This is a genomic window from Lentibacillus sp. JNUCC-1 (assembly GCF_009741735.1).
In the GTDB taxonomy this organism is placed as follows: Bacteria; Bacillota; Bacilli; order Bacillales; family Amphibacillaceae; genus Lentibacillus_B.
Window position 1 is genome coordinate 1,134,803 of the sequence record NZ_WHOH01000003.1, and the last position, 24,706, is coordinate 1,159,508.

At 41.2% G+C, this 24,706-nt stretch carries 28 protein-coding genes, 1 pseudogene and 2 riboswitches; of the genes and pseudogenes, 15 read left to right on the top strand and 14 right to left on the bottom strand.

Translation table 11 applies throughout. The features are described 5' to 3' along the window. Positions 1 to 35 precede the first annotated feature (35 nt). The 5 genes and pseudogenes from JNUCC1_RS18360 to JNUCC1_RS16265 all read left to right on the top strand — a co-directional run bounded on the left by JNUCC1_RS18360 (position 36) and on the right by JNUCC1_RS16265 (position 4,679). Entirely contained in the window at positions 36 to 212 is a 177-nt protein-coding gene (locus tag JNUCC1_RS18360) for a hypothetical protein (RefSeq protein ID WP_197431772.1), read from the top strand. A gap of 115 nt (positions 213 to 327) precedes the next feature. Then, a complete protein-coding gene (locus JNUCC1_RS16250) occupies positions 328 to 1,899 on the top strand; it encodes a rhomboid family protein (protein WP_156646555.1) in 1,572 nt (523 codons plus the stop codon). Between the two features lie 69 nt (positions 1,900 to 1,968). Then, entirely contained in the window at positions 1,969 to 3,426 is a 1,458-nt protein-coding gene (locus JNUCC1_RS16255) for a spore germination protein (RefSeq protein ID WP_156646557.1), read from the top strand. Between the two features lie 41 nt (positions 3,427 to 3,467). Next, positions 3,468 to 3,716, top strand: a complete 249-nt coding sequence (locus JNUCC1_RS16260; protein WP_331713830.1) for a YqgQ family protein — start codon at positions 3,468 to 3,470, stop codon at positions 3,714 to 3,716. After that, positions 3,694 to 4,679, top strand: a pseudogene (locus JNUCC1_RS16265) (ROK family glucokinase). The gene JNUCC1_RS16260 and the pseudogene JNUCC1_RS16265 overlap by 23 nt, the downstream one beginning before the upstream one ends. A 214-nt stretch (positions 4,680 to 4,893) precedes the next feature. On the opposite strand, the gene JNUCC1_RS16270 reads toward JNUCC1_RS16265, so the two are convergent. Beyond that, the gene (locus JNUCC1_RS16270) at positions 4,894 to 5,082 is read right to left on the bottom strand and encodes a DUF2759 domain-containing protein (RefSeq protein ID WP_156646561.1); all 189 of its coding nucleotides are present in this window, start codon (positions 5,080 to 5,082) and stop codon (positions 4,894 to 4,896) included. A 178-nt stretch (positions 5,083 to 5,260) separates the two neighbouring features. On the opposite strand from JNUCC1_RS16270, the gene JNUCC1_RS16275 reads away from it, so the two are divergent. Further along, the gene (locus tag JNUCC1_RS16275; RefSeq protein ID WP_156647163.1) at positions 5,261 to 5,869 is read left to right on the top strand and encodes an MBL fold metallo-hydrolase; all 609 of its coding nucleotides are present in this window, start codon (positions 5,261 to 5,263) and stop codon (positions 5,867 to 5,869) included. A 56-nt stretch (positions 5,870 to 5,925) separates the two neighbouring features. Here the strand turns inward: JNUCC1_RS16275 and JNUCC1_RS16280 are convergent, their stop codons facing one another. The 9 genes from JNUCC1_RS16280 to comGA all read right to left on the bottom strand — a co-directional run bounded on the left by JNUCC1_RS16280 (position 5,926) and on the right by comGA (position 10,935). Then, complete coding sequence (locus JNUCC1_RS16280) at positions 5,926 to 6,168, bottom strand: DUF2626 domain-containing protein (RefSeq protein ID WP_156646563.1); 243 nt, start codon at positions 6,166 to 6,168, stop codon at positions 5,926 to 5,928. A 100-nt stretch (positions 6,169 to 6,268) separates the two neighbouring features. Further along, entirely contained in the window at positions 6,269 to 6,967 is a 699-nt protein-coding gene (locus JNUCC1_RS16285; RefSeq protein ID WP_156646565.1) for a helix-turn-helix transcriptional regulator, read from the bottom strand. Positions 6,968 to 7,060: 93 nt separating this feature from the next. After that, positions 7,061 to 7,456 carry a hypothetical protein gene (locus tag JNUCC1_RS16290; protein ID WP_156646568.1) on the bottom strand — a complete coding sequence of 132 codons (396 nt, stop codon included), beginning with the start codon at positions 7,454 to 7,456 and terminating at the stop codon, positions 7,061 to 7,063. After that, positions 7,431 to 7,874 carry a competence type IV pilus minor pilin ComGF gene (locus JNUCC1_RS16295; RefSeq protein ID WP_197431774.1) on the bottom strand — a complete coding sequence of 148 codons (444 nt, stop codon included), beginning with the start codon at positions 7,872 to 7,874 and terminating at the stop codon, positions 7,431 to 7,433. Before JNUCC1_RS16295 ends, JNUCC1_RS16290 begins: the two co-directional genes overlap by 26 nt. After that, positions 7,822 to 8,163 carry a type II secretion system protein gene (locus JNUCC1_RS18365; protein WP_197431775.1) on the bottom strand — a complete coding sequence of 114 codons (342 nt, stop codon included), beginning with the start codon at positions 8,161 to 8,163 and terminating at the stop codon, positions 7,822 to 7,824. The genes JNUCC1_RS16295 and JNUCC1_RS18365 overlap by 53 nt, the downstream gene beginning before the upstream one ends. Then, positions 8,150 to 8,581, bottom strand: coding sequence for a competence type IV pilus minor pilin ComGD (gene comGD / locus JNUCC1_RS16300; protein WP_156646572.1), 432 nt, complete (start codon positions 8,579 to 8,581; stop codon positions 8,150 to 8,152). The genes JNUCC1_RS18365 and comGD overlap by 14 nt, the downstream gene beginning before the upstream one ends. Then, complete coding sequence (gene comGC, locus JNUCC1_RS16305) at positions 8,581 to 8,889, bottom strand: competence type IV pilus major pilin ComGC (RefSeq protein WP_156646574.1); 309 nt, start codon at positions 8,887 to 8,889, stop codon at positions 8,581 to 8,583. The genes comGD and comGC overlap by 1 nt, the downstream gene beginning before the upstream one ends. 14 nt (positions 8,890 to 8,903) lie before the next feature. Next, on the bottom strand, positions 8,904 to 9,953 hold the full coding sequence (locus tag JNUCC1_RS16310; protein ID WP_197431776.1) for a type II secretion system F family protein: 1,050 nt from the start codon (positions 9,951 to 9,953) through the stop codon (positions 8,904 to 8,906). After that, entirely contained in the window at positions 9,916 to 10,935 is a 1,020-nt protein-coding gene (comGA, locus tag JNUCC1_RS16315) for a competence type IV pilus ATPase ComGA (protein ID WP_331713831.1), read from the bottom strand. Before comGA ends, JNUCC1_RS16310 begins: the two co-directional genes overlap by 38 nt. Positions 10,936 to 10,979: 44 nt before the next feature. Between comGA and JNUCC1_RS16320 the strand changes: the two genes are divergently transcribed. Further along, on the top strand, positions 10,980 to 11,480 hold the full coding sequence (locus JNUCC1_RS16320) for a shikimate kinase (RefSeq protein ID WP_156646580.1): 501 nt from the start codon (positions 10,980 to 10,982) through the stop codon (positions 11,478 to 11,480). 57 nt (positions 11,481 to 11,537) lie between these two features. Further along, a complete protein-coding gene (locus JNUCC1_RS16325) occupies positions 11,538 to 11,711 on the top strand; it encodes a YqzE family protein (RefSeq protein WP_156646582.1) in 174 nt (57 codons plus the stop codon). 6 nt (positions 11,712 to 11,717) lie between these two features. Here the strand turns inward: JNUCC1_RS16325 and JNUCC1_RS16330 are convergent, their stop codons facing one another. Together JNUCC1_RS16330 and JNUCC1_RS16335 are read right to left on the bottom strand one after the other, a co-directional pair. Then, complete coding sequence (locus JNUCC1_RS16330) at positions 11,718 to 12,524, bottom strand: YqhG family protein (RefSeq protein ID WP_156646584.1); 807 nt, start codon at positions 12,522 to 12,524, stop codon at positions 11,718 to 11,720. Then, complete coding sequence (locus JNUCC1_RS16335) at positions 12,514 to 14,178, bottom strand: DEAD/DEAH box helicase (protein WP_156646586.1); 1,665 nt, start codon at positions 14,176 to 14,178, stop codon at positions 12,514 to 12,516. The genes JNUCC1_RS16330 and JNUCC1_RS16335 overlap by 11 nt, the downstream gene beginning before the upstream one ends. 124 nt (positions 14,179 to 14,302) lie before the next feature. Further along, positions 14,303 to 14,419, top strand: a riboswitch (glycine riboswitch). Positions 14,420 to 14,422: 3 nt separating this feature from the next. Beyond that, positions 14,423 to 14,505, top strand: a riboswitch (glycine riboswitch). A gap of 65 nt (positions 14,506 to 14,570) precedes the next feature. On the opposite strand from JNUCC1_RS16335, the gene gcvT reads away from it, so the two are divergent. From gcvT to gcvPB, 3 genes are read left to right on the top strand one after another with little or no spacing between them, the layout of a single operon-like run. Then, on the top strand, positions 14,571 to 15,680 hold the full coding sequence (gene gcvT / locus JNUCC1_RS16340; RefSeq protein ID WP_156646588.1) for a glycine cleavage system aminomethyltransferase GcvT: 1,110 nt from the start codon (positions 14,571 to 14,573) through the stop codon (positions 15,678 to 15,680). 15 nt (positions 15,681 to 15,695) lie between these two features. Further along, a complete protein-coding gene (gene gcvPA, locus JNUCC1_RS16345) occupies positions 15,696 to 17,048 on the top strand; it encodes an aminomethyl-transferring glycine dehydrogenase subunit GcvPA (RefSeq protein ID WP_156646590.1) in 1,353 nt (450 codons plus the stop codon). Then, positions 17,038 to 18,501, top strand: a complete 1,464-nt coding sequence (gene gcvPB, locus JNUCC1_RS16350) for an aminomethyl-transferring glycine dehydrogenase subunit GcvPB (RefSeq protein WP_156646592.1) — start codon at positions 17,038 to 17,040, stop codon at positions 18,499 to 18,501. The genes gcvPA and gcvPB overlap by 11 nt, the downstream gene beginning before the upstream one ends. A 238-nt stretch (positions 18,502 to 18,739) precedes the next feature. Here the strand turns inward: gcvPB and JNUCC1_RS16355 are convergent, their stop codons facing one another. Continuing rightward, the gene (locus JNUCC1_RS16355; protein WP_156646594.1) at positions 18,740 to 19,105 is read right to left on the bottom strand and encodes a rhodanese-like domain-containing protein; all 366 of its coding nucleotides are present in this window, start codon (positions 19,103 to 19,105) and stop codon (positions 18,740 to 18,742) included. 251 nt (positions 19,106 to 19,356) lie between these two features. Between JNUCC1_RS16355 and JNUCC1_RS16360 the strand changes: the two genes are divergently transcribed. The 3 genes from JNUCC1_RS16360 (at position 19,357) to JNUCC1_RS16370 (ending at position 23,450) form a co-directional block, all read left to right on the top strand. Further along, positions 19,357 to 21,912, top strand: a complete 2,556-nt coding sequence (locus tag JNUCC1_RS16360) for a vitamin B12-dependent ribonucleotide reductase (RefSeq protein ID WP_156646596.1) — start codon at positions 19,357 to 19,359, stop codon at positions 21,910 to 21,912. A 153-nt stretch (positions 21,913 to 22,065) separates the two neighbouring features. Beyond that, the gene (gene mntR, locus JNUCC1_RS16365) at positions 22,066 to 22,476 is read left to right on the top strand and encodes a transcriptional regulator MntR (RefSeq protein ID WP_156646598.1); all 411 of its coding nucleotides are present in this window, start codon (positions 22,066 to 22,068) and stop codon (positions 22,474 to 22,476) included. A gap of 89 nt (positions 22,477 to 22,565) precedes the next feature. Then, positions 22,566 to 23,450 carry a patatin-like phospholipase family protein gene (locus tag JNUCC1_RS16370; protein WP_331713832.1) on the top strand — a complete coding sequence of 295 codons (885 nt, stop codon included), beginning with the start codon at positions 22,566 to 22,568 and terminating at the stop codon, positions 23,448 to 23,450. Between the two features lie 25 nt (positions 23,451 to 23,475). On the opposite strand, the gene JNUCC1_RS16375 is transcribed toward JNUCC1_RS16370, so the two are convergent. Then, on the bottom strand, positions 23,476 to 23,853 hold the full coding sequence (locus tag JNUCC1_RS16375) for an SA1362 family protein (protein WP_156646600.1): 378 nt from the start codon (positions 23,851 to 23,853) through the stop codon (positions 23,476 to 23,478). A gap of 299 nt (positions 23,854 to 24,152) precedes the next feature. Here JNUCC1_RS16375 and JNUCC1_RS16380 point away from each other — a divergent pair, with 299 nt between their 5' ends. Next, positions 24,153 to 24,683, top strand: a complete 531-nt coding sequence (locus JNUCC1_RS16380) for a YqhR family membrane protein (protein ID WP_231784256.1) — start codon at positions 24,153 to 24,155, stop codon at positions 24,681 to 24,683. Positions 24,684 to 24,706 lie beyond the last annotated feature (23 nt).

Here is a 24,706-nt window from a genome sequence, read left to right on the forward strand (position 1 = left end):
TACTAGGGACAGGACGTTTTTGAAAGGATGGTTGTATGCGAATCATTGCGATGGCAGCCAGTGTTCTTATTCTGGCTGGCGTTATTTATAAGTGGCGTTACCGCATTATGAATATGCTGTTAGCTGTTGGTGTGTTGAGACATCTGGCTATTTCGTTTACGATGAAAATGCCTCAGATCCGCAATAAAATGCTGCCTGCTTTATTTAAATAATGCATAGAGTAAAAAGAAGCTGGAGGAACAGCTTCTTTTTTTATACCTTGAATGAATAGAATATCAGGTAAAGACAATTCGTTTTTGGTATGATGAGAGGGAAGGGGGAAATTTGATGTATGACGATGAACAAAATGAGCAATATACGCTTTACAAAATAGCATACGAACTGGCAGCTCATCACCAGTTTGAGCCATTGTATATCAATGATGGCAAGGAAATCTGGCTTGAAATGTATCAACAGAAAACATCGTATGTGGTGCGGTTGCAGCATGGCGGTTTTGATTGGAAAAATCATTTGAAACAGGATATTGCCAATATATTTCAAAAAGTTAAGGCGATGAAAGGTTTGTTGAGAGGAAAGTCTGTCGAAATCTATAATGTTTATGTTTCGGCACATGAACCGTTAGATGATTGGGAGTTCCTGAAAAAACCAATGCAGCTGAAAGAAAAAACATCTGTCAAAATGCACGTTTATTATATCTCTGATATGAATGATTCTTCAGAACTACGCAGGTTTCAAGCTGACACAGGCGCTGATGATCTCGTTGTAACCAGCGAATCTCCTGTTGAAGAAAAGTCAGAAGAACAGCTGCAGGATCTGAAAACACGGCTTACCAAGATGCTTAGGGATAAAGAGGCGGAAGTGCAAAATGTATTTTCTCGTGGAAAACCATTTTGGACTTACATACTTCTTGCCGTTAATGTTATTTTGTTTGGGTTGCTTACAATGTTTGGTGGATCTGAAAACCTCGAAACATTGGTTAAATTCGGTGCAAAGTATAATGTGGGCATAATAGAAGATGGAGAATGGTGGCGGATCATTACTTCCATGTTTTTACATATCGGTGTGTTTCATTTGCTAATGAACATGCTCGCCGTTTATTTTCTCGGGACAGCTGTTGAGCGGATTTTTGGCTCATGGCGGTTTATTGTTATTTACTTTTTATCCGGAATCGGCGGAGGTTTGGCAAGCTTTGCATTTACAGCCAATATATCCGCGGGAGCCTCAGGAGCATTGTTTGGGTTATTCGGTGCACTATTATATTTCGGCACAGTGTATAAAAAGATCTTCCTCCAGACAATGGGCCAAAATATCATGCTTGTACTGATCATCAACCTCATATTTGGTTTTAGTGTGTCACAGATCGATATGGGTGCACACTTAGGCGGACTTGTGACGGGCTTTCTGGCTTCTGCAGTTGTGGCCATACCACATAAGAGACGCGTCGGTATACAGCTTGCTGCTGGGGTGGGTTATATTGTAATCGCAGTGGCCTTGATTATATATGGATTTCAGGCCAATCAGAATGATCCATCTTATCAGCTGTTAAAAATGGATGAATTGAGACAATCTGATCAATATGAAGCAATGATAGAAAGTGCAACAACAGGTCTGGAACATAAGCCTGACCAAGATGAGGAAGCCTTGCTTAGATTTCAGCGTTCTTATGCCTATTTATTATTAAACCAGCCTGATAAAGCCATCCCGGATCTGGAGAAAACAATTAAGCTGGATGATTCGTTTACAGAAGCCTTTAATAATCTTGCTTCTGCTTATTACCAGACAGGGTCTCAGGAACAAGCCGAAGAGATGATCAAACGCGCTTATGAACTTAATCCTGATGACCAGGATATCCAGTCGCTTTATCGAGAAATAACAGGAGAAGCACCTGGAACATCATAATGATGTATAAAGTCTAGCTGAGTCACCCACACTAAGCCATGACATTATGAAAGTGCAGGGTGACAATATATGGCAGAATTTAAGCAGTTACTACATGACTCCCATGAAAAAAATGTTCATTATATGCGCGAACGACTTGGCGTTGATAAAAGTTTTGATATGATTCATATCGATTTGGAATATGCGGGGCGGAAAATGGCGCTGTTCTTGATAGATGGTTTTGCCAAAGATGATATTTTACATTTTCTGATGAAGCTTCTGGCGGATATTAATGAAGAAAAATTAGCTTCAGAGCCTTTGGAGAAACTGGTTAAAACATATATTCCATATGTGGAAGTCGATCATGTAAAATACCTCGACGAAGCGGCAGAGACAGTTCTGGGCGGGCCGACCGCCTTGCTTGTCGAGGGCATTGATGAGGTCATCATGATCGACGCCCGAACATATCCGGTCAGGTCTCCTGAAGAACCGGATTTAGAAAAGGTTGTCAGAGGATCCCGGGACGGCTTTGTGGAGACGATTGTATTTAATACAGCATTGACCCGGCGGAGGGTAAGAGACAGGTCACTTCGTATGGAATATATGCAAATCGGCCGACGCTCCAAAACAGATGTCTGCCTATGTTACCTGGAAGACATTGCTGATGATGAGCGGATTACACATCTGAAACAAACCCTCGAGAAGATTGACACAGACGGTCTTCCTATGGCAGAAAAAACTGTGGAGGAATTTCTCAGTGGGCGTCACTGGAATCCTTATCCAACAGTGAGGTACACTGAGCGGCCTGATACAGCTGCAGCTCACCTCTATGAAGGGCATGTCTTACTGATCATTGATGGGTCACCGAGTGTGATGATCACGCCTGCAACCTACTGGCATCATTTACAGCATGCGGAAGAATACCGGCAAAAGCCACTGGTAGGCGCTTATTTGCGTATCGTCCGATTTATTGCTGTGGTGGCTTCGATCTTTATCTTGCCTTTATACTATTTATTTTCTGTGGAGCAGGATCTACTCCCCGCCACTTTGTCTTTTATTGGACCATCAGAATCAGGCCAGATTCCATTGCTCGGCCAATTTTTAATTGCTGAGGTGGGAATTGATATGCTCAGAATGGCAGCGATACACACCCCTTCTGCACTGGCAACGGCACTAGGCCTTGTTGCTACAATCTTAATTGGTCAAGTGGCGGTTGAGGTTGGGTTGTTTTCAAATGAAGTTGTTCTTTATCTGGCTGTAGCAACAATAGGCACATATACAACCCCGAGCTATGAGTTAAGTCTTGCTAACCGGCTGGTGAGGATTTATTTACTCCTGAGCACAGCGATTTTTGGTGTGCTGGGATATGTCGTTGGTGTGACATTATGGATTCTATATTTAAGTCGGATGTCCTCCTTTAAGACAGCTTATTTCTGGCCCTTTATTCCATTTTCGTATAAAGCCTTTCGTGATATCCTTATACGATCCCCGATTCCACTTAAAAATCGACGTCCCGCTTTTTTGAATCCTGAAGATCCAGACCGTTAAATCGGTCTGGATTTTTCCAGTTAGGGCCGGTATTTGCTATAATGACAACAGGTGATGATATGAAAACAATGTATGATGTTCAGCAGTTATTAAAACGATTTGGTACTTTTATTTATACAGGAAACAGGCTGGCTGATCTGGACTTGATGGAATCAGAACTGAAAGAAATAAAGAACATGAATATGCTGCAGGCAAATGATTACACACAGGCTTTACTTTTGGTGCGAAAAGAAAAAAGAAGATTAAAGCAAATGGAGGAGAGAAACAATGACATTTCTAACGGGGATTGATATTGGCGGAACATCAGTTAAGATTGGGTTTATTTCAGAAGAGGGAAACATTATACATAAATGGAATATCCCAACAAACAAACATAAAGGGGTTGAAACCATTATTCCCAATGTATGGGACTCGATTCAAGACAATATGCTGAAACAAGGATTAAATAAGAGTGATATGACAGGAATGGGTGTGGGTGCTCCTGGATTCATAGACGTTGATAGCGGTATGATATACGAAGCTGTTAATATTGGATGGAAAAACTATCATCTTACACAGGAACTGTCTGAACTGAGCGGCCTACCTGTTTATCTTGCCAATGACGCAAACATTGCGGCTTTAGGTGAGAACTGGAAGGGAGCCGGGAATAATGCGCGCGATGTCATTGCCATTACACTTGGAACAGGCGTCGGGGCGGCATCATATCTAATGGGGTGATCGTAGATGGGGCTAACGGTACAGCCGGAGAAATTGGCCATATGACCATTGACCCGAATGGCTATCTCTGCAACTGCGGACGTAAAGGATGTCTGGAAACCATTGCCTCAGCTACAGGAATTACCCGGCAGGCTATGGCTTATAAGACGCAACAACCCACATCTGCCCTCAATCACTTGTTTGAGGAAAAAGGATCACTTGAGGCAAAAGACGTATTTGAATTGGCGGCCCAAGGTGACGAGCCCTCACAGCACATACTTGACTACACAATGAATACACTTGGTTTTGCACTTGCCAATGCAGCGATTTTAATCAATCCTGAAAAGATCTTGATTGGCGGTGGCGTATCAAAAGCAGGACAGGTATTGATTGACGGTATTAATCAATCATTCGCGAGCTACGCGCTGCCCCATGTACATGACGCATGTCAAATTAAACTTGCGCAACTCGGAAATGACGCCGGTATCATCGGAGCAGCCTTTCTTGTCCGACAAAAACGATATCATGTGACGTTTAACAAATCCGAAAATGTTTAAGAACAAAAGCGGAAACGCCTTGGTCACCCCCGAAAATCAAAAGCAAGAAGGCGTAGTGGTGGTCTGTGCAACGTAGTGTTATTGCAAATGACTCGAGGGGGAGGGGTTGGAGCTGGATTCGGCCTTTGGCAAAGTTTATTAACAGCTCGGATACTTTATAATTTCCTAAGCAATAAAAAAAGCCGGTCCATGAGACCGGCTTCTCTTTTAATAGTTAGTTGCTGCAGAAAGGAGCATTGGTTACTTGACAAATAATCGTAGCAATTGAAAAGAATCCGAAGGCCAAAACTGTCAGCCCGGAAAAACCCAATGCGAGGTAGTTTTTTAATTTCATCTGGCGTATGACTGAAATGGCGGCAACGATTGCAACAATAAGAAATAAAATACCCAACACTAATCTCATGCTTGTGTTCCTCCTTCTTAAATCAACCTATGTAATGTTAGAATGACGATAATACTGTATAATAGGATGTGTGAGAAATACCTACTTATACATTTTATAGTAAAACAATTGTTTTGTCGAGCGAGGACAAACGTTTTAACTATTCTCAGAGTGAGGGATCAAATTGATATTGAAAAAAATGAGTCTTGGTCCACTTGGAACCAATTGTTATATCTTGATACAAGACCAAGAAACCTTAATTGTAGACCCTGGTGGTGATGCTGATCAGGTCATTGCTTATCTGGATAAGGAAAATTTGAAGCCATTGGCAATCCTCTTAACACATGCCCATTTTGACCATATTGGCGGGGTAGATGATCTGCGACAACATTATCAAATTGATGTTTATGGACATGAAGCTGAAAACGAATGGCTTAGTTCAGCAAGGTTGAATGGGTCTTATATGTTTACAGGTGAAACCATTGAAACGACACCACCGGAAAAATTGCTTGATCCGGGACACATAACGCTGGGAGGATTTGATTTCGATGTTCTTCATACACCCGGGCATTCACCAGGAAGTGTATCTTTTGTTTTCCATGACAGAGCTTTAATAATCGGTGGAGATGTTCTGTTTAACGGTGGTATCGGAAGAACTGATCTGCCGGGAGGAGACTTTCAGACACTGGAGAGCAGCATTAAAGAGAGGTTCTATACGCTTCCGGATCATTTTGAAGTTTATCCTGGACATGGACCTAAAACAACAATTGATGCTGAAAAACGAGGCAACCCCTTCGTAATGGGGTAAGAAAGGTTCCTTAACATACAAAAAAACCCTGCGCAATAACCGGCAGGGTTTTTTGTTTAACCGCCGAACCCTGGTACAAGTATAAATTCGGAGTACCATGTAAAAGCGGCAAAGAAAATTGTACAGTAGGCTCCAAATAAATACATATACATGCGTTCGGATAATTTCAGATAACTGACTGCAAGGAAAAATACCGTTTGGACCAAAAATATAAGTGCCACATTAGCCATATCCCCTATGTAGAACATGACAGTAAATATACCGGTCCAAAAGGCGAGGACTCGAAACATTCGCTCCATTATTTCCCCTCCTTAAGATGACTTATCAAGAGTATTATAACCAACTCGGGCCTGTTTGTAAATAAATGTCTTACCAACGACCGACAATTTTAAGGAACCTTTACACATGCACAGCATATAAACAGTTTTTGCAACCATCAAGCATATTATCCAGCTCAACCAATTCGACTTCGCCAAACATGACTTCGAACATGCCATTGAGGAAGGCATGATGCATATTACAGATCATTTTTTTATTAGGTCCGCTTTTGCTTGCTACTTCTTTGAAAGGGCAGTTGCTCACAGTCATTGTAACGTGCTGTTTTTCATCATCGTAAGAAAAGACCGGATACATGCCGAATAAAGTCGCTGCTTCTTCAACGATTTTAAACTTCTCCTCGTTAACCATCTGGTGAATCGGCGTATCCTTTTGGTGCTGGGCCATTAATTCGGTTCCATACTTTCTGCCTGTATCATATAAAGCCTGTCTTCCGGGCTCACCAAGGTTTACAAACGTTTCGATGGCAATCGATGAGAGGAGCTTGTAATCCCGATAAGGAAAATTAAGTTCTACCACTTCGTCTGCCAAACGGTAAAGTCTTCCAGGCCGGCCACCTTTACCTGTTTTTTTAGTGTAGGATGCAACAAGCTTAACATCTTCCAGTTTTGAAAGATGGAGTCGGGCAACATTGGGGTGAATGTCAAAAATATCGGCAATTTGTGTGACGCTTACTGATTCGTGGTTTTTAATGATAAACTGGTAAATGTTAAAACGAGTGGGATCGCTTAATGCACTAGTTACTTTCAATGTTTGATCCATGAATGTCATCCCCTTACTTAACTTTTCTATCATAAGTATAGGTGAAACATTCGTATCAGACGGCAAGTTTTTGTTTTTGTTAAAGATTAGTCATTAATTAATGGGGATTTTGTGACAATCACGACATTTCTCTTCCGATGGCATCGAAAAGGGCCGCACAAACGTCTGACGTTGATTCTTGTTGGTGGTGGTTTTGATATTTAATATAGCTTTACTTTCAACAAATTGGATATGGACCCGCCCTTGAGGAAATGTGTAAAATTGTTCACCCGGCGATTCTCCTGTCTCAATGGTTTTCATATAGTTTGTATAGCCCATTTGTAAGAGGGTCTCTGTTTTGATGTTTTCCATCTCGATGTCTGTCATATAAATCTCGTTATGGTACATATGAATAGAAGCACTAAGCGCAATCAAAACCAATGCAGAGATAAAAACAACATATGGCAGTATAAAACCGGATTGGTTAATGAAAAACGATGGTTTTGGCATACTGTTTCCCTTCTAAAGTCGTAATATGGACACGCACGCCATATGGCAATAGATCCAATGTCATTTGCTCAGCATCATAAAGATATACTTCATACCCGCCTTTTAAACGTCTGATAATCCCCTGGTTGTTTTTTTCAAAGGTTGCGGTTTCACCGTCATGCATTTCCATGGTTAACTTTCCTTCATGGACAGACCAAGCTTGTGCTTTTGCTGCTTCTTCATGCAGGTAACTGAAAAAACGCTGAACAGAAAGTGCTTCATAATTATTTTGTGTTTGAAACGTCTGTATTAACGGCGAAATGAGTGACAGTGTCATTGCGATCACCAACAGCGCTAGAAGCGTGGAGACCAGCGTAAAACCATTTTCATTGTGGTACGTATCCATAGAGACAGACTTTTTCTTCTTTTTGTCTTTCATTGATCCATGTGGCACATCCTTCAATATATTGATTTGTTGGTTTAAATGAAAATGTAATGGATTTGTTTTGCATATTGCGGTTATACGGGGTGAAGTCAGCTTCTTGCGGGATAAATATATGCTGTTGTAATTCGTCATGGAGCAAGTTGCCAACAGCGAGCCGTATATCAAGATTGCTACGTTCTCTTTTTAAAAGGCTCACCACCGGTAGGGCAGTGGTAACGAGCATTAAGACGATCGAAAAAGCAACAAGCGTTTCGGTAAAGGTAAATCCATTATATTGTTTCAATACGAGCACGCCCCTTTCCAAGAGGGAATACAAATTTGTACATTTGTCGTGGTGTTGTAATAAGAAAAGATGCAGGTTGTTTCACCACCCCGCTGCTAAAAAATACAATTTCATGCTTTTTGTCAATCCATTGACCTGGTATTTCTCGTTCCACAATTGGAATTGTTCCGGTGAAAATGGTATAAAATTGTTCGGTGCCATTAATCCTCAGGCGAACGGAAAGTTCAGGGTGAGAGGCGGCAAGCATCTGTGTGTAAAGCAGGTCTGATTGAAGCGTTTTAAGAAAATGAACTTCCTTCTGTTCCTGTAACCTGTCGCTGTTTAATGGCGCCATAATTAATAGGAAAGCCGAGACCACTCCGAGAATAATCAACATTTCCGTGAGAGTGAATCCTTTCTCGTTTTTCCATCTCAGCATTATGACCCACCTGCAGTGACATTACCACCCGAAAGTGTTAATACTTTTCCATTTCCACACTTTCTCTGCTCTTTATTGATATAATTATGTGTAACGAGATCTTGTAAACTTCTCGGTTTTTCACTCTTTTCTATCGTATATTGATCTACCTGGGCTTGTACCACAGCAACTAGAGCTTTACATCCTTTCTCCTGTACATTTTCTCCTCTGTTTAACAGGTTCGGAACGATTAAAATTAATAACACGGAAATGACCATTAAAACAATGAGCATTTCAATTAGTGTGAATCCTTTCTCATTTTTAAGCATAAATACATCTCTCCTTATATGGTTTTAATTAAATCCAGCATTGGCGCCATCAATGCGACATAGGTCAAAATGATAAAACAGGCGAGCATCAAGAAGACTGCCGGTTGGATCATAGCGATCATTCGGATGGTTTTTCTATGCATATCTTCTGTGAGAAACTCTGCATATACAGCCAGGTCCTTGACAAGTGTTTCTGAATCGACATTTTTTTGAAACAGGACGGCTAAATTATGATAAATGAACGGCATTTGTTTGAGGATTTCCGAAGGCAGCACCCCTTTCGTTAGTTCTCTGGTCATCTTGACGCTGTAATGAGACAAAATTGGAAGCTGTTTCTGAGAAGCGATGATTTGAAAAACGTCTTTAATGGGAAGGCCGCTCTCTAATAAAGAGCCGACATGGGAGGCAAAGTTAAATGATGTTTGCATGCGGACATAGTTTCGATAACCTGGAATCCGACGAATCAGATTAAGTTGCTGTTTGATGTGAAGGCGCGGAATTAATACGCGCCATACAATGAATACGCCCGATGCACATACCATGATGCCAATTAGACCGTAACTTAGTGCGTTGATCACAAAAAGAGCGTACTGAGCTGCTGAAGAATCTGAGGCTGTTTCAAATATTTGTGTGAAAGAAGGGAGCAGGAATCGTTTAATAAAAAAGAAAAGGATAAGAAAGGACACAAGTAATATAAGAGGGTATCGTGATGTTGATCGGAGGGTTTTCTGCTGGGCGAGCTGGTGCTCGTATAAGACACTGCCTTTTTGTATGCTTTCGACCAGACGTCCGCCATTTCGTGCAAAAAATACAAATGATGTCACGAGACCTGGAAATCTCTCGTTGACCAACGCCTGATCCAGTGTGCCGCCATTTTTTAATGTTAGTTTTATACGTATTGTCATTGATCTGAACTGCTCGTCCGCCTGGAGCGTCTCAAGTGCCTGAATCAATGGATAACCCAATTCCATCAACCTGGCGAGACGTTTCAAAAAACGCAACTGATCTGGAGGCGACAAACGGTTTTTAGCCTTCATTAAAAACAGCTTCTGAAATAAAGCCATATGCATACGCCTTCTTTCGTAAATGGTTAAACGTGTGATAATGTACAGCCTGTTCTGTATCACCCTTTGTGAGCAGGGTCTTCAGCGCATGCTCGTCCAGAATTTCAAGTAAAGCTGCCCGTCTATTGATGCTGTTTTGACTCATCACAGGCAAAAGCTTCAATGATGCTACAGCAATAAGAGATTGCATAAGATCAGATTTCGAAAGATCCATTTCCATTAATCGATGCAAAGTTCCTACAGCATCCTTAGCATGCAGAGTGCTTAATACCAAGTGGCCTGTCAAAGCCGCTTCAAAAGCGAAGTGAGCCGTAAACTGATCCCTGATTTCACCGACCATAATAATGTCCGGGTCGTGTCTTAAGGCCGCTTTGAGTCCGACTTGATAAGACATACCGGCCTTTTCATTAACTTGGACTTGAAGCATATCATGCATGGTTTTCTCTATTGGATCCTCAAGGGTTATGGTTTGGTAGGATTTTTGCTTCATAATGGATTGAAGGAGGGCGTAAAGTGTGGTTGTTTTTCCGCAGCCTGTCGGTCCTGTAAGTAAAATAATGCCCGAGCGGAGGTTGACCAGATTGAGCAGTCGCTCTCTTTGAAAGGGAAACAGAAATAAATCATCAAGGTCGAGGTGTCTTTCTTGAGGTAAGATACGAACAGCAAGACTTTCATAATGGTTTGCAGGAAGTGTGGACAACCTTAGAGCATATGTTTCTTCATTATTATGAAATTGAATCGTTCCGTTTTGAGGTTTTCTTGTTTCACCAATATCCATTCCTGAGGTAAACTTATAATAGGTGAGAAGTGTCTCGTACATGCTTCGGGGAATCGTGTCGTGGAGATAACGTTCCCCTTGAATACGAAGGAAGACTTCAGCAGAGTCTGGCAGAGGATAAAAGTGAATGTCAGAAGCATCTGACTGGATTGCATGAGAAAGTAAGGTTTTTGAAAGGGTTTCAGCGGAATTCAAGCAAATCATCTCCTTTAGCGGTGAATGAGAAATAGAAATTGGGAGGTTTAAAGATGAGGTGCATATATTTAATTGGATTTATGGGCAGCGGAAAAACAACAGTTGCAAAAGAAACAGGTCAATTACTTGGATGGCGGGTTATTGATTTGGATCAGGAAATAGAAGAAAGGTTTGGAAGAATTTCGGATATATTCAAGCGTAAGGGTGAACATGCTTTTCGATGTTTTGAATCTGAAGTCCTTGAAGCGGTTAGAGGTGACGATATCATCGTCTCTACCGGAGGCGGTATTGTAGAAAATAAGAAGAATGTTGATTACATGAATTATAATGGATATGTGATTCATTTGCAAGCATCATTTAAAGAAATTTCAAAAAGGCTGAAAAATGATACAGACCGGCCATTGTGGAATAATGGGCAAAAGAAACAACGTGAATTATACACGAAACGTCTGTCATTATATCATCAAGCAGCACATTTTAATTTGTCAACAGACTGCCAAACACCGGAAGAGATTGCTTGTCAGATTGCGAAGTTGTCAAAGTCATTTGAATAAAAAGGCACTGGGAAGGTCACATTAATATATAAGAAGTATCTGACCGGAGTGAGCTATATGTCCATTAATGATTATGTGAAATTCCTGACTGAAACATTGACGTCATACATCGATCAGCCTAAAGAAGACCGCAAACAGCATAAAAAAGATAAGGCTGAGCCGCGTTCAGCCTTATCTGATCGCTGGTTTGGAGTGCTGCCATTTGCAATGAAGCTTTTCAGGAAGAGGTGAATAACATCACTTGGATGCAAATAACGTATCTGACAAGTACATGACCCCGCCGTTGACGACTTCCATGGTGATGGTCGGACTGAGCCGCTGTTCGATTTCAAGACGCTCTTTTTCCATGAGCTCTGCTTGTTCTTCATTAGCTTTCTGTCCCTCATAGAAGTGATCTAACAGTTCAAGTTCTGCTGTTTTACTTTTTAGTGATTCCTGTGCCCAGTTATGATCCTGTCGCTGAATATAATCACTGATCACATCTTCAATGCGTTTAAATCCACTTCCTAATTTAATCATAGGTGATAGGGTGTAACAAAAGTCCGGAATGGTTAATTGCATATCGATATGAGAGAGTGTGTCCATCATACCGGAAGTCATAATACCGTTAATCAAATTTAATCCGATTGACATCATTTCTTCTTTACGCTGTTTGCCTGTATAAGTGATTTTAAGATTAACGACCAACCATGGATATAATGGGGTTCTAGTATCGACATTTAAAGCCTGAAATAGTTTTGTGTAGCGCTCATTTTTAGTTAAATGACTGACGATCTGTTGAAATCGGGGGCTTCCGTAATCCACATATTCTCCGCGTTCATTCTGCTCTTGACAGACTTTATCCGTGTAAAAAGTCATGTGAGCGGGCTCTCCTTTATAGCCCATTTTAGATATATAATGCCAGTAGAAGGGGCGGTTCATTAAAACCTTGTCCATGTCTTCGGTTAATTGGACAGAGAGCTTGCCTGATGTACTTTCTAAAATGGAACAATGATGGCTTTTAAAATAGTTTTCCATAAAACCATGCAAATTCTCAATTGCCATAATCAACCTCCTCTGTTGTGGTTAATTTTTTCTGATGATCTGCAAGAACAGACGTTAAATTATCGAGTTTTATTTTAGCCTCTCCAGCTGAACTGGATTCTGAGTAGATCGTTTTGATTTCCTCTTCAAGATCGTTGATTTCCAAATCAGCCATAATATCATCAAGTTGACCAATCACATCTTCAAACAAGCCAATTTTCTCGTATAGCAACGTCATAATATGTTCCTCGATTGTACGTCGGGTGCCCATATTATAAATATAGACATCTTTTTTCTGACCATATCTGTGAATGCGGCCGATGCGCTGTTCCAAACGCATTGGATTCCAAGGCAGGTCATAGTTGATCATCAGGTTGCAAAATTGCAAGTTGATTCCTTCCCCGCCAGCTTCTGTTGCAATTAACACTTGGGCATGGTTTTCAAACAACTGTTTCATCCAATCTTTCTTGCTTTTCTTAAATCCGCCTCTATAAGGTACAGAGGAGATGCCGTGCTGCTGCAAGAGCCACTGCAAATACACCTGTGTGGCACGGTATTCTGTGAACACAATGATTTTGGAATCATTATGGTTGTTGATGAGTTCAACAAGCTTTTGCCCTTTTGCATGTTGAGGCAGCTGCTGAATGTGTGAAATAATATCTTGCCCATCTTGTGAAATAACAGGATTGTCGCTGAGCATTTTTTCAAATGATAGGTAACATGCTTCACGAGAAGAGCATAATTCTCTCAGTAAGGTAATTCCCGCAAAAGTGGATATGGATGCTGACAATGATTCCAGCATGTTATAAACAGCTATTTCTTCTTCACTGAAATCCACCCACACCGTTTCAACATGCCTCTTAGAATCGAGCAAAGACTCTTGCTTTCTCGTATTGCGAATCATCACTTTTTGAATAAGGGTTTTTAAGTAAGTATCTTGATGAACCAATTTGCGGTCGTTTCCATACGTTTTCATAAATGTATCATAGTTCCCAAGGTGACCTGGTTTTAAAATAGATACCAGATTGAAGATGTCCATTAATTTATTTTGAACTGGTGTGGCTGTTAGTAACAGACAATATTTTTTTCGTATTGATCTAGCAAAAGTATAATTCTTTGTTTGGTGATTTTTAAGCTTATGAGCTTCGTCGATCAGTACAAAGTCATATTCAATATCCAGAATCTGTTCCCGATGTGGTGATTTTTTCGCCTTGTCCATGGAAGACACAACCACATGATACTCTTGCCATGGATAGTTTTTCCGGTGAGACGCAGCAGGGATAAAGAACTTTTCGTTTAATTCACGCACCCATTGGTTAACGAGAGAAGCAGGAACCAGGATTAAAGCTTTATTAATCAGGCCTCTTACCATATATTCCTTTAAGATCAGACCCGCTTCAATGGTCTTCCCAAGTCCAACTTCATCAGCAAGCAAAGCACGTCCATTCATTTTTTCCACAACCTGGTGTGCACACCTGGTTTGATACGGCAAAAAAGTCATGTGATTAAGATGCTTAAGTGCTGTCAATCCGTCAAACTCTGACGTCATAGTTGAGAGTTGGGCATCATATGCAAGTTTAAATAAGGACCAGGACGATAATTGTTCGTTATTTTCAAGTGCTGTTTCAAGATGGTTGATAAAATGCTGGTCTTTTTTAACATTAATTTCATTCATGACGTACATCACTCACTTTTAGCTGGATTACTTTCAAACCTATGTTATAATAAGCTTGAAATAGATATTCTTTGTGCATGAACAGCATACATAGTGTAACCAACTGAATAATTTTTATAAGCGAATGAATGCAAGAGGAGAGTTTACGCCCGTATGCCGGATATAAAAAAATGGCTCGGTCGTAACGCCGAAGGAGCAAACATATTGTGAATCTCTCAGGCAAAAAGACTCTTGCAGGACGCACCTCTGGAGAGTGTTTACTGCTGTAAACCACCCACGAAGCAAGCCGCGGTCAAACGCGCGAAACTTTCTGGTTGAAGGACAGAGATTTCATTTGAGCACTGGAATCTCTATTTTTTATGCACACTATTTTTACAGAAGGGGTTGGGAGAATGGATGCATTGAAACGCACACCCATTTATCCGGAATACGGGGATTTGGGAGCCAAGACGATTGATTTTGGCGGCTGGGATATGCCGGTTCAGTTTGCCGGTATTAAACAGGAACATGAAGCCACACGAACAAAAGCAGGCCTGTTTGATGTCTCTCACATGGGAGAAATCATGGTGAAAGGACCTGAAAGCGAGTCATTTTTACAAAGAATCCTGACCAATGATATTTCCAAGATGACAGAGGGGAAATGTCTGTATACATTTATGTGTTATGAAAATGGCGGGGTTGTCGATGACTTCTTAGTTTATAAGTTTAAAGAGCATGAATACATGCTTGTCGTCAATGCAGCCAACACAGAAAAGGATGTTGAGTGGCTGACCAAACAGCAATCGGCATTTGGGGCAGACGTAACCATTAAGAATGTCAGTGATTACTATGCTCTGCTTGCACTTCAAGGACCAAATGCACAGGCGATACTGCAAACGATTACAACGACGCAGCTTGCCGATATCAAATTTTTCCGTTTTGACCAGAACGTGCATTTTGACAGTATTAATTCCGCTGCGATTGTGTCTAGGACGGGTTACACGGGCGAAGATGGCTTTGAGATCTACATCGATCAAGTTAATGGGCGTGTGCTTTGGAATCTTATTCTGGAAGCCGGTGCTGACTACGGGCTGGAGCCAGTTGGTCTTGGTGCAAGAGACACGCTGCGTTTTGAAGCCAATTTGCCACTATACGGTCAGGAAATATCACCAGATATCACGCCAATTGAAGCCGGTTTAAAATTTGCAGTTAAAGTAAACAAAGACGCTAATTTCATCGGTAAAGACGTGCTTCGTAAGCAAGTGGAGGAAGGCGCAAAAAGAAAGCTTGTAGGCATTGAAATGATTGATAAAGGCATCCCGCGTCACGGCTATGAAGTGCTTTCTGAAGACAAAGTGATTGGAGAAGTGACATCTGGCACCCAATCACCTACTTTGAAGAAGAATATAGGGCTGGCGCTTATTGATGCCGAATATGCTGATATCGGTGCAGAGTTGACTGTTCAAGTTCGGAAACGTCGCTTGAAAGCAGTTGTGATTCCAACACCATTTCTTAAAAAATGAGGGGGAAGATCTTCAATGGAATTTCGTTATTTACCAATGACAGAAAAAGATAAAAAAGTAATGCTTGATACCATTGGCATCGATTCTACGGAAGAATTGTTTGCAGACATTCCGAAAAAAGTCCGGCTGGAACAAGAGATGAACTTGAAGAAACCAGCAAACGAGTATGCTTTGAAAACTGAGTTATCACGAATGGCAGCCAAGAATGTCAATTTGCAAACGCACGCCTCCTTTTTAGGAGCAGGCGTCTATGATCACTTTATCCCGTCTGTTGTTGACCATGTCATATCACGGTCAGAATTTTATACAGCTTATACACCTTATCAACCAGAAATCTCTCAGGGCGAGCTTCAAGCTATATTCGAATTTCAGACCATGATCTCTGAGTTAACAGGCATGCCTGTTTCCAATTCTTCCATGTATGATGGAGGAACAGCACTTGCCGAAGCCGTTAACTTAAGTGCTGCTCAAACAAAGCGCAGTAAAGTGCTTGTTTCAAAATCGATTCATCCAGAATCAAGAGCAGTCATCGAAACATATGCCAAAGGACCAAATGTTGAAATCATTGATATTGATTTGAAAAACGGTCAGACTGATCTGGATCACTTGGAGAAAGAACTGAACGATGAAATTGCCGGTGTAGTCGTTCAATATCCAAACTTCTTCGGTCAAATTGAGCCGCTTGATAAAATTAACGAGCTGGTTAAAAACCAAAAGAAAACGATGCTTATTGTTTCAAGTAACCCACTTGCACTTGGTTATCTAGCACCACCAGGAGAATTTGGAGCAGACATCGTGGTTGGAGATACGCAAGTCTTCGGAATCCCAGCACAGTTTGGCGGACCGCATTGCGGTTATTTCGCAACAACGAAAAAGCTCATGCGTAAAGTTCCCGGTCGTCTGATCGGCGAGACCACAGATGAAGAGGGTGTGCGTGGGTATGTGCTGACACTACAGGCTAGAGAGCAACATATCCGCCGGGATAAAGCGACTTCCAACATTTGTTCCAACCAGGCCCTGAATGCTTTAGCCAGCTCGGTTGCCATGAGTTCAATCGGAAAGCACGGAATTAAAAAACTGGCTGTGCTGAACATGCAAAAAGCACGTTATGCTGCAAAACAATTTGCAGATAAAGGGTTTGAAGTAGCATTTCAAGGTTCGTTTTTTAATGAATTTGTCATAAAGCTTCCAGGATCCGTTAAAGCTGCCAACAAAAAACTGATTCACAAAGGGTTAATTGGCGGATATGATCTTGGTCAAGTTCATTCAGATATGGAAAACCATATGCTGGTGGCAGTGACAGAAGCACGTACAAAAGCTGACATTGACTCATTTGTAAAAGAATTGGGGGATATTTATGACAAATAACAACTTTCCTTTAATTTTCGAACGCAGTAAAGAAGGGAGAACGAGTTTCAGTCTTCCGGAGTTGGATGTTCCAGAACATGACCTGGATCAAGAATTGGATCAAATGTTTATTAGAAAATCGGCACCAGATTTACCAGAAGTAAGTGAGCTGGAGATTATGCGCCACTATACAGGTTTATCCAATCGAAATTATGGTGTAGACTCAGGTTTTTATCCACTTGGTTCATGTACGATGAAATATAACCCTAAAATAAACGAAGATGTTGCACGCCTGCCTGGATTCAGTCATATTCATCCGCATCAGGATGAAGAGAGTGTTCAGGGTGCACTGGAAATGATGTATGATCTGCAAACTTCATTATGTGAGCTTACTGGCATGCATGAAGTCTCCCTCCAGCCAGCTGCTGGAGCGCAGGGTGAATGGGCCGGCTTAATGATGATCAGAGCGTTTCATGAAGCAAATGGTGATTATAACCGTACTAAAGTGATTGTGCCGGATTCGGCTCACGGGACCAACCCAGCATCAGCAAGTGTTGCAGGCTTTGATGCTGTTACGGTTAAGTCCAATGAGCGGGGACTCGTTGATCTCGAACACCTGAAAGAAGTGGTTGGGGACGATACAGCAGCCCTTATGCTGACGAATCCTAACACACTCGGACTATTTGAAACTGAAATTCTTGAGATGGAAAAGATTATCCATGATGCAGGCGGTAAGATTTATTATGACGGCGCCAATTTGAATGCCATTATGGGCTATGCAAGACCAGGCGATATGGGCTTTGATGTTGTCCACTTAAACTTGCATAAGACGTTCACAGGTCCCCATGGTGGGGGTGGACCAGGCTCAGGTCCAATAGGTGTTAATGAGGAACTTGCTCCTTTTCTGCCTAAACCGTTACTCGTCAAAAAAGAAGATCAGTTTATGTTCGATTATGATCGTCCAAAATCCATTGGTCGTATCAAACCTTATTACGGGAATTTCGGCATATATCTGCGGGCCTATACCTATATTCGCACGATGGGAGCAGAAGGCCTTAAAAAAGCAAGTGAGTATGCTGTGTTGAATGCGAATTATATGATGCGGAAATTAGAGGGTACTTATGTACTGCCATATGATCAGCATTGCATGCATGAATTTGTCCTATCGGGCAAAAATCAGAAGAAATTGGGCGTTCGGACATTGGACATTGCCAAGCGACTTCTCGATTATGGCTACCATCCGCCAACGATTTATTTCCCGCTAAATGTGGAAGAGGCATTAATGGTAGAGCCTACTGAAACTGAATCTAAAGAAACCCTGGATGGTTTCATTGACACAATGATTAAAATAGCTGAGGAAACAGAGAACGATCCTGAATTGGTTCAGGAAGCACCTCATACAACTGTTGTTAAACGAATGGATGAAACGACAGCTGCGCGGAAGCCAATCCTTCGCTATGAAAGAGATAATTAAGGAACAAAAGCGAAAGCGCCTTGATCATCCCCGAAAATCATAAGCAAGAACGCGCAGTGGCGGTCTTGGCCACGTAGCGGTATTGCTTATGACTCGAGGGGGCAGGCGTTGGAGCTGGACATGGCCCTTGGCAATGTTTATTAACAGCTCAGATATTTTATAATTTCCTAAGCAACAATAAGAGAGATGGCCGGCAAAATGCCGGCCATCTCTTTTGAATTCAGAAGGAAAACCTGTATTATTTAACTTTTCCAGTCCATTTTTTAAATCCGCCTTTAAGCTGATTAATATCCTGGTAACCCTTTTTTCTTAGCAACTGGGCTGCTCTAGCTGAACGGGAGCCGCCTTGACAATACAAATAAACAGGCTTATCTTTTCGTAGTTCAACCAAACGCTGTTTCATCTGAGTGAGCGGTATGTTTCTTGCTCCCAGAATATGTCCTTTTTCAAATTCCTGTGGTTCTCTGACATCAATCAGCTGGGCTTTACGATAACCTTCTTTAAATTGTTCTTCTGTTAACACTTTCAAATACGAGCGTTGTCTATAGTAACGGAATATGCTAAATCCGACCAATATGACAAGAATAATAACAAGTACTTCCATAATATCCCCGTCTTCTTAATCATTTACTTCTCTATTATATGACCATTACAATATTTTTTCAAAGAAAATTTTTTACTGATAAAAAAGACGTAAATCTGCTATAATGGTGTGGTGCATAAAAAAAACTTACTGTATGTTTGACAAGCATTGGTTTTATGGTCTAATATCTATATGTAGTATCTACGTATGAATTTTAAACACAATATATTGTTTTTTTAATTGATTGTTTTCAGATAAAGGGAGGGGTACCATTGTCAGTTGTGACAAAGGAATTAAGCAAAATTAATATTAATGCTTTAAATGAAGATATCGCGCATTTTCCGCAAGTATTTCCTATTACGGAGGATATGTCTTTAACACATAAAGGCGTATCCCGACTTGTAATGTTGGATCGCTATGCTTTTAAAGACACAGAAAAAAAGACTCTTAAAACAGGGGATTTTGTTGTGTTGACAGTTAAAGATGATCCAAAATTCCCTGCACGCGGGTATGGGATCATTCAGTCTGTGGACCGAAAGACACAGAAAGCTACAATTGAAGTGGATGAAGAATTCCGCTCTATTCTGGATCCGAGTGAAGGTGAAACAGGATTGATCACACGCGGACTGGATGTTATTGATAAGCCATTGGAAATTTTTTATGAACAAATTGCTATGCGCAATGCAAAAGGTCTCTCAGAAGTGGAAGAGACTGAAGATAAACAGCACATGTGGCAGGAGCGCTTTTCTCAAGAACTAAAAGACTTGAATTTCATACCGGCAGGGCGTGTATTATACGGTGCCGGGTCTCATACAGATGTTACTTATTTCAACTGCTATGTTATGCCTTATATTCGGGACTCCCGAGAAGGAATTTCTGATCACCGTAAGCAAGTTATGGAGATTATGTCAAGAGGGGGCGGTGTCGGCACAAATGGTTCCACTCTGCGGCCTCGAAACACACTGGCAAAGGGTGTGAATGGGAAGTCATCTGGTTCAGTTTCCTGGCTCGATGATATTGCAAAACTGACCCATCTGGTTGAACAAGGTGGAAGCCGCAGAGGCGCGCAGATGATTATGCTTGTTGATTCCCACCCTGATATTATTGAATTTATTATTTCTAAAATGCAAAATCCGCGGATACTTCGGTATTTGGCTGAGAACACAACTGATGATCAGATCAAACGTCTGGCTCATGAAAAACTTAAATTTACCCCATTGTCTGAGACTGAAATGGACCTTTATCAAAGCATTGTAAATTATAAGCACATCCCCGGCCAAGGCGGATTCACGCGAGAGGCAATTCAAGAAGCTGAAAGCAAACTAAGAACTGGAGGAACGTACTCTGTTCATCAACCCGAATTCTTAACGGGGGCCAATATATCTGTCTGTTTGACAAGTGATTTTATGCAGGCTGTTGAAGAAGATGCGATGTACCCACTCCGTTTTCCGGATGTGGAAAATTACACCGAAGAAGAAATGGCCATTTATAATGATCAGTGGCATGAAGTCGGTGATGTTAGAAAATGGGAAGAAAAAGGATTTGCTGTCCGCACATATCGAGAAATCAAAGCACGTGAACTGTGGAAGCTGATCAACGTTTGTGCAACTTATTCTGCTGAGCCCGGAATCTTTTTTATTGATAATGCCAATGAAAAAACGAATGCCAAAGCATACGGTCAACAAGTTGTCGCTACAAACCCGTGTGGTGAACAGCCCCTGGCTCCTTTCTCTGTCTGTAATCTGGCAGCAGTTAATCTGGCAGCAATGGCTGATAAACAAACAAAACGCGTTAATTTCAATAAGTTGAAAAAGACCGTTGAAACAGGCGTGAGAATGCAAGATAATGTCATTGACGCGACCCCTTACTTTCTTGAGGAAAATAAAAAACAAGCCTTGGGAGAGCGGCGGATTGGTCTCGGTGTTATGGGCCTCCATGATTTACTGATTTATACAGAGACTACGTACGGCTCAACAGAAGGGAATGAACTGGTAGACCAGATTTTCGAAACGATCGCCCTTACTGCATATCGCACATCAATCGAACTGGCGAAAGAAAAAGGCAGTTTTCCGTTCTTAACTGGAGACACGAATGAAGAAACTCAAATCTTGAGAGAAAACTTTATCAATACTGGATATATGAAACAAATGCCGGACGACATCAAAGAAAACATATTGAAACATGGCATTCGTAACTCTCACTTGCTGACTGTGGCACCCACAGGAAGTACAGGGACGATGGTCGGTGTGAGTACAGGCCTGGAACCTTACTTTTCATTCTCCTACTTTAGGAGTGGGCGATTGGGTAAGTTTATCGAAGTTAAAGCAGAAATAGTTCAAGAATATCTGGACGCCCATCCCGAAGCAGACCCTGATCATTTGCCTGAATGGTTTGTTTCCGCAATGGAATTGTCCCCTGAAGCACATGCAGATACGCAATGTGTTATTCAGAAATGGGTGGACAGCTCTATATCCAAGACTGTTAACGCTCCTCGCGGTTACACCGTTGATGAAGTCGAGCAAGTGTATCAAAGACTTTACAAAGGCGGCGCAAAAGGCGGTACAGTGTACGTGGACGGCAGCAGAGATTCACAAGTTCTGACCCTGAAAGCAGAAGAGAATTCAGAACAGCTCACATTGGAGGGGACAGATCAGGAGAAACCCCATGTCGTGCTTATGGAGACAATTCATGAACTGGAAAACACGAATGTTACGGTTGGCTCCGAAATTGGTAATACATGCCCGGTATGTCGCAAAGGACATATTGAAGACCTTGGCGGATGCAATACATGTACCACATGTGGCGCACAGCTGAAATGCGGATTGTAATAGGTTAGGTGTATATAGAGCCTCCAGTTGTTTTGACAAACAGCTGGAGGTCTATCTATGTCTGGATAGCTTGTGTAACAGCTCAAATTGCGTTATCATGAAAGTGAAACATTTTTGCGTGAGATAAAAATACGTTGAAATGAGGGAGATTAAATGCCAACACCAAGTATGGAAGACTACATAGAAATTATTTATAATTTAATTGATTCAAAAGGATATGCCCGGGTGTCCGATATAGCAGAAGCACTGGAAGTTCACCCATCCTCCGTAACTAAAATGGTCCAGAAACTGGATAGAGATCAGTACTTGGATTATGAAAAATACAGAGGCTTTGTATTGACTGATAAAGGCAATAAGATTGGTGAGCGTCTTGTATTTAGACATGATTTACTGGAGCAGTTTTTAGGCATTATCGGAGTGAAAGAAGAAAATATTTACAATGATGTTGAAGGTATTGAGCATCATCTGAGCTGGGATTCTATTGATCGTATTGGCGATCTTGTTCAGTATTTTAAAGAAGATGAGGGCCGTGTAAATAAACTGCGTGCCATGCATATGGAATAGGTCGCGTTCTGTTAGCCTTTAAACATTTATGGTTCTATCTCCATACTCACTTGCTTATGCATGTAGTATAAGGTGAGGAGGGGATAGAAGTGCGGATCGATGTTGTTTTTTCAGGAGGTGGAGTGAAGGCCTATGCATTTATGGGGACGCTTAACCGACTGAAGGAAGCTGATCTGGAGCCTGTTCGAGTGGCAGGTACATCCGCCGGTGCGATTATAGCTGGGCTGGTGGCAGCCGGATACGACAATAAGTCCATACAACAAATGGCATTTGACATTGATCTTAAAGAGTTTCTTGATGCCCCTCCTTTGACGCAATATCTGCCATTCACAAAGTGGGCTTTATTATACTTTAAAATGGGTCTCTATCGGGGTGTGAAACTGGAAAAATGGCTTTATGATGTTCTGAGTGAAAAAGGGGTCTATACCTTCAAAGACATTCCTGCCGGCCATTTGAAAATGGTCGTGAGTGATCTCTCAAGAGAAAAGCTGATCGTCATTCCGGATGATTTGCTCACTGTTTATGGAATCCGGCCTGAGGAGTTTTCTGTTGCCACTGCCATTCGGATGAGTGCAGGATTTCCTTATTTTTTTATGCCTAAAAAACTGATGGGAACAGATCATTGTGAAAGTGTGATTGTCGATGGGGGATTGCTTAGTAACTTCCCATTATGGATTTTTGGAAACGGGAAAGTGAAAAAGCTTCGGCCGGTTCTCGGGGTTCAATTGACGGATCAAGATCCACCGATGACGACCATATCAAATGCTACCCATATGCTTCGGTCGTTTTTTACAACGATGAAAGAGGCGCATGATACACGGTACATTGATCAATCACACGTCAATAACATTATACATATTCCAGTTGAACATATTGAGGCAGTTGATATGAAAGTCAGTAAAGAAGTAAAACAGCGCTTGGTCGACAAGGGATACCAGGAAGCTGATCACTTTTTGAAACATTGGTCAACTTAATACATTGAACAAAAAAACGAGCCCATTAATTTGAGGCTCGTTTTTTGCTTTTGGATTTATTTCCTTCTATAACGCGCAAATGACTCGTGCGTTTTTTAGAAGGACGCTTTTGTTTTGATGATGATTGTTTGCGTACTGCTTTTTGATAATTACTTTTTTGTTCTTGATTGTACTTCTGTCTAGATTGTTTTACGGCTTGTTTATACTTCTTTGTCTCATCCGAATTTGTCCGTTTTCGAACAAACACAAAGTAGAAAGCACCCAGAAACAATGCCCCCATACCGACCATGAAAACAATTTGAGTCAGAAAACGAGAGGTGTTGCCAACTAATTGGGTAATTAACCCGACTGCCGCGAGTCCGATTATAAAATAGACAACTAAGGATACGCCACGGTTCTTCATTCTGCTCACCCTTTCCGGTTATGAGTTCGCCAAAAGTGCATTAATAACAGTAACTATATTCATATTGTCTTAAAACCCTCTATATTATACGCATTTCTTATTTTATTCTATCATGAAAGGCCGCTTTGAATCATGTAATTGCTTTGTTTTGAAGAATCCTGAACAGAAAAAATGATTATTATATATATTTTACCCTGCAAGGAGCGTAGTAAACACGTTATTTATGTATAAACCGATGTCTGTATATGAACACTAATGCTGTGGCTTCATATTAAATATTTAAGCTGAGGTGTATTACTATGGCTATGTCAAAACCGAACCAGCTCGAACAAAACAAACAGGAAGATCAAATGACGCTTATGTCCCGTTCACTTTTAACTGGCTTCATTGGAGGCGTTTTATGGAGCTTATTTGGTGTTGTGTTTTATTACTTTAATTTTACGGAAGTTTCGCCTCGAGCATTTCTTCTTCGGTCCTGGCTCAGTAAAGAGTGGACAAGCACATGGCTTGGAGATCTCCTTTCTGTTTTGATGGTAGGTATCATCTCTTTGGGGACGGCACTTGTCTACTACGGGCTGTTGAGGAAAATGAATACGTTATGGGCGGGAGTCGCATATGGTGCAATCCTGTGGGGGGTTGTCTTCTACGTACTTAACCCTATTTTCACTAATATCCCTTTATTGGCTGATATGAGCAAAGAGACCATTGTCTCCACACTATGTCTTTTCATACTTTACGGAACGTTTGTCGGATATTCTATTTCATATGATTATAAAGATACAAACCTTAGAATCATGAAAGAGAAAAAGGAAAACACTTCAACCGAATGACTATTATTATTAAAAACCCCTGA

Bases quoted from the DNA above. Each gene is read 5' to 3' on its own strand.
- JNUCC1_RS18360 (WP_197431772.1), top strand. From the start codon at position 36: ATGCGAATCATTGCGATGGCAGCCAGTGTTCTTATTCTGGCTGGCGTT.
- JNUCC1_RS16250 (WP_156646555.1), top strand. From the start codon at position 328: ATGTATGACGATGAACAAAATGAGCAATATACGCTTTACAAAATAGCA.
- JNUCC1_RS16255 (WP_156646557.1), top strand. From the start codon at position 1,969: ATGGCAGAATTTAAGCAGTTACTACATGACTCCCATGAAAAAAATGTT.
- JNUCC1_RS16260 (WP_331713830.1), top strand. From the start codon at position 3,468: ATGACAACAGGTGATGATATGAAAACAATGTATGATGTTCAGCAGTTA.
- JNUCC1_RS16270 (WP_156646561.1), bottom strand. From the start codon at position 5,082: ATGAGATTAGTGTTGGGTATTTTATTTCTTATTGTTGCAATCGTTGCC.
- JNUCC1_RS16275 (WP_156647163.1), top strand. From the start codon at position 5,261: ATGAGTCTTGGTCCACTTGGAACCAATTGTTATATCTTGATACAAGAC.
- JNUCC1_RS16280 (WP_156646563.1), bottom strand. From the start codon at position 6,168: ATGGAGCGAATGTTTCGAGTCCTCGCCTTTTGGACCGGTATATTTACT.
- JNUCC1_RS16285 (WP_156646565.1), bottom strand. From the start codon at position 6,967: ATGGATCAAACATTGAAAGTAACTAGTGCATTAAGCGATCCCACTCGT.
- JNUCC1_RS16290 (WP_156646568.1), bottom strand. From the start codon at position 7,456: ATGCCAAAACCATCGTTTTTCATTAACCAATCCGGTTTTATACTGCCA.
- JNUCC1_RS16295 (WP_197431774.1), bottom strand. From the start codon at position 7,874: ATGAAAGACAAAAAGAAGAAAAAGTCTGTCTCTATGGATACGTACCAC.
- comGD (WP_156646572.1), bottom strand. From the start codon at position 8,581: ATGCTGAGATGGAAAAACGAGAAAGGATTCACTCTCACGGAAATGTTG.
- comGC (WP_156646574.1), bottom strand. From the start codon at position 8,889: ATGCTTAAAAATGAGAAAGGATTCACACTAATTGAAATGCTCATTGTT.
- JNUCC1_RS16310 (WP_197431776.1), bottom strand. From the start codon at position 9,953: ATGGCTTTATTTCAGAAGCTGTTTTTAATGAAGGCTAAAAACCGTTTG.
- comGA (WP_331713831.1), bottom strand. From the start codon at position 10,935: ATGATTTGCTTGAATTCCGCTGAAACCCTTTCAAAAACCTTACTTTCT.
- JNUCC1_RS16320 (WP_156646580.1), top strand. From the start codon at position 10,980: ATGAGGTGCATATATTTAATTGGATTTATGGGCAGCGGAAAAACAACA.
- JNUCC1_RS16325 (WP_156646582.1), top strand. From the start codon at position 11,538: ATGTCCATTAATGATTATGTGAAATTCCTGACTGAAACATTGACGTCA.
- JNUCC1_RS16330 (WP_156646584.1), bottom strand. From the start codon at position 12,524: ATGGCAATTGAGAATTTGCATGGTTTTATGGAAAACTATTTTAAAAGC.
- JNUCC1_RS16335 (WP_156646586.1), bottom strand. From the start codon at position 14,178: ATGAATGAAATTAATGTTAAAAAAGACCAGCATTTTATCAACCATCTT.
- gcvT (WP_156646588.1), top strand. From the start codon at position 14,571: ATGGATGCATTGAAACGCACACCCATTTATCCGGAATACGGGGATTTG.
- gcvPA (WP_156646590.1), top strand. From the start codon at position 15,696: ATGGAATTTCGTTATTTACCAATGACAGAAAAAGATAAAAAAGTAATG.
- gcvPB (WP_156646592.1), top strand. From the start codon at position 17,038: ATGACAAATAACAACTTTCCTTTAATTTTCGAACGCAGTAAAGAAGGG.
- JNUCC1_RS16355 (WP_156646594.1), bottom strand. From the start codon at position 19,105: ATGGAAGTACTTGTTATTATTCTTGTCATATTGGTCGGATTTAGCATA.
- mntR (WP_156646598.1), top strand. From the start codon at position 22,066: ATGCCAACACCAAGTATGGAAGACTACATAGAAATTATTTATAATTTA.
- JNUCC1_RS16375 (WP_156646600.1), bottom strand. From the start codon at position 23,853: ATGAAGAACCGTGGCGTATCCTTAGTTGTCTATTTTATAATCGGACTC.
- JNUCC1_RS16380 (WP_231784256.1), top strand. From the start codon at position 24,153: ATGGCTATGTCAAAACCGAACCAGCTCGAACAAAACAAACAGGAAGAT.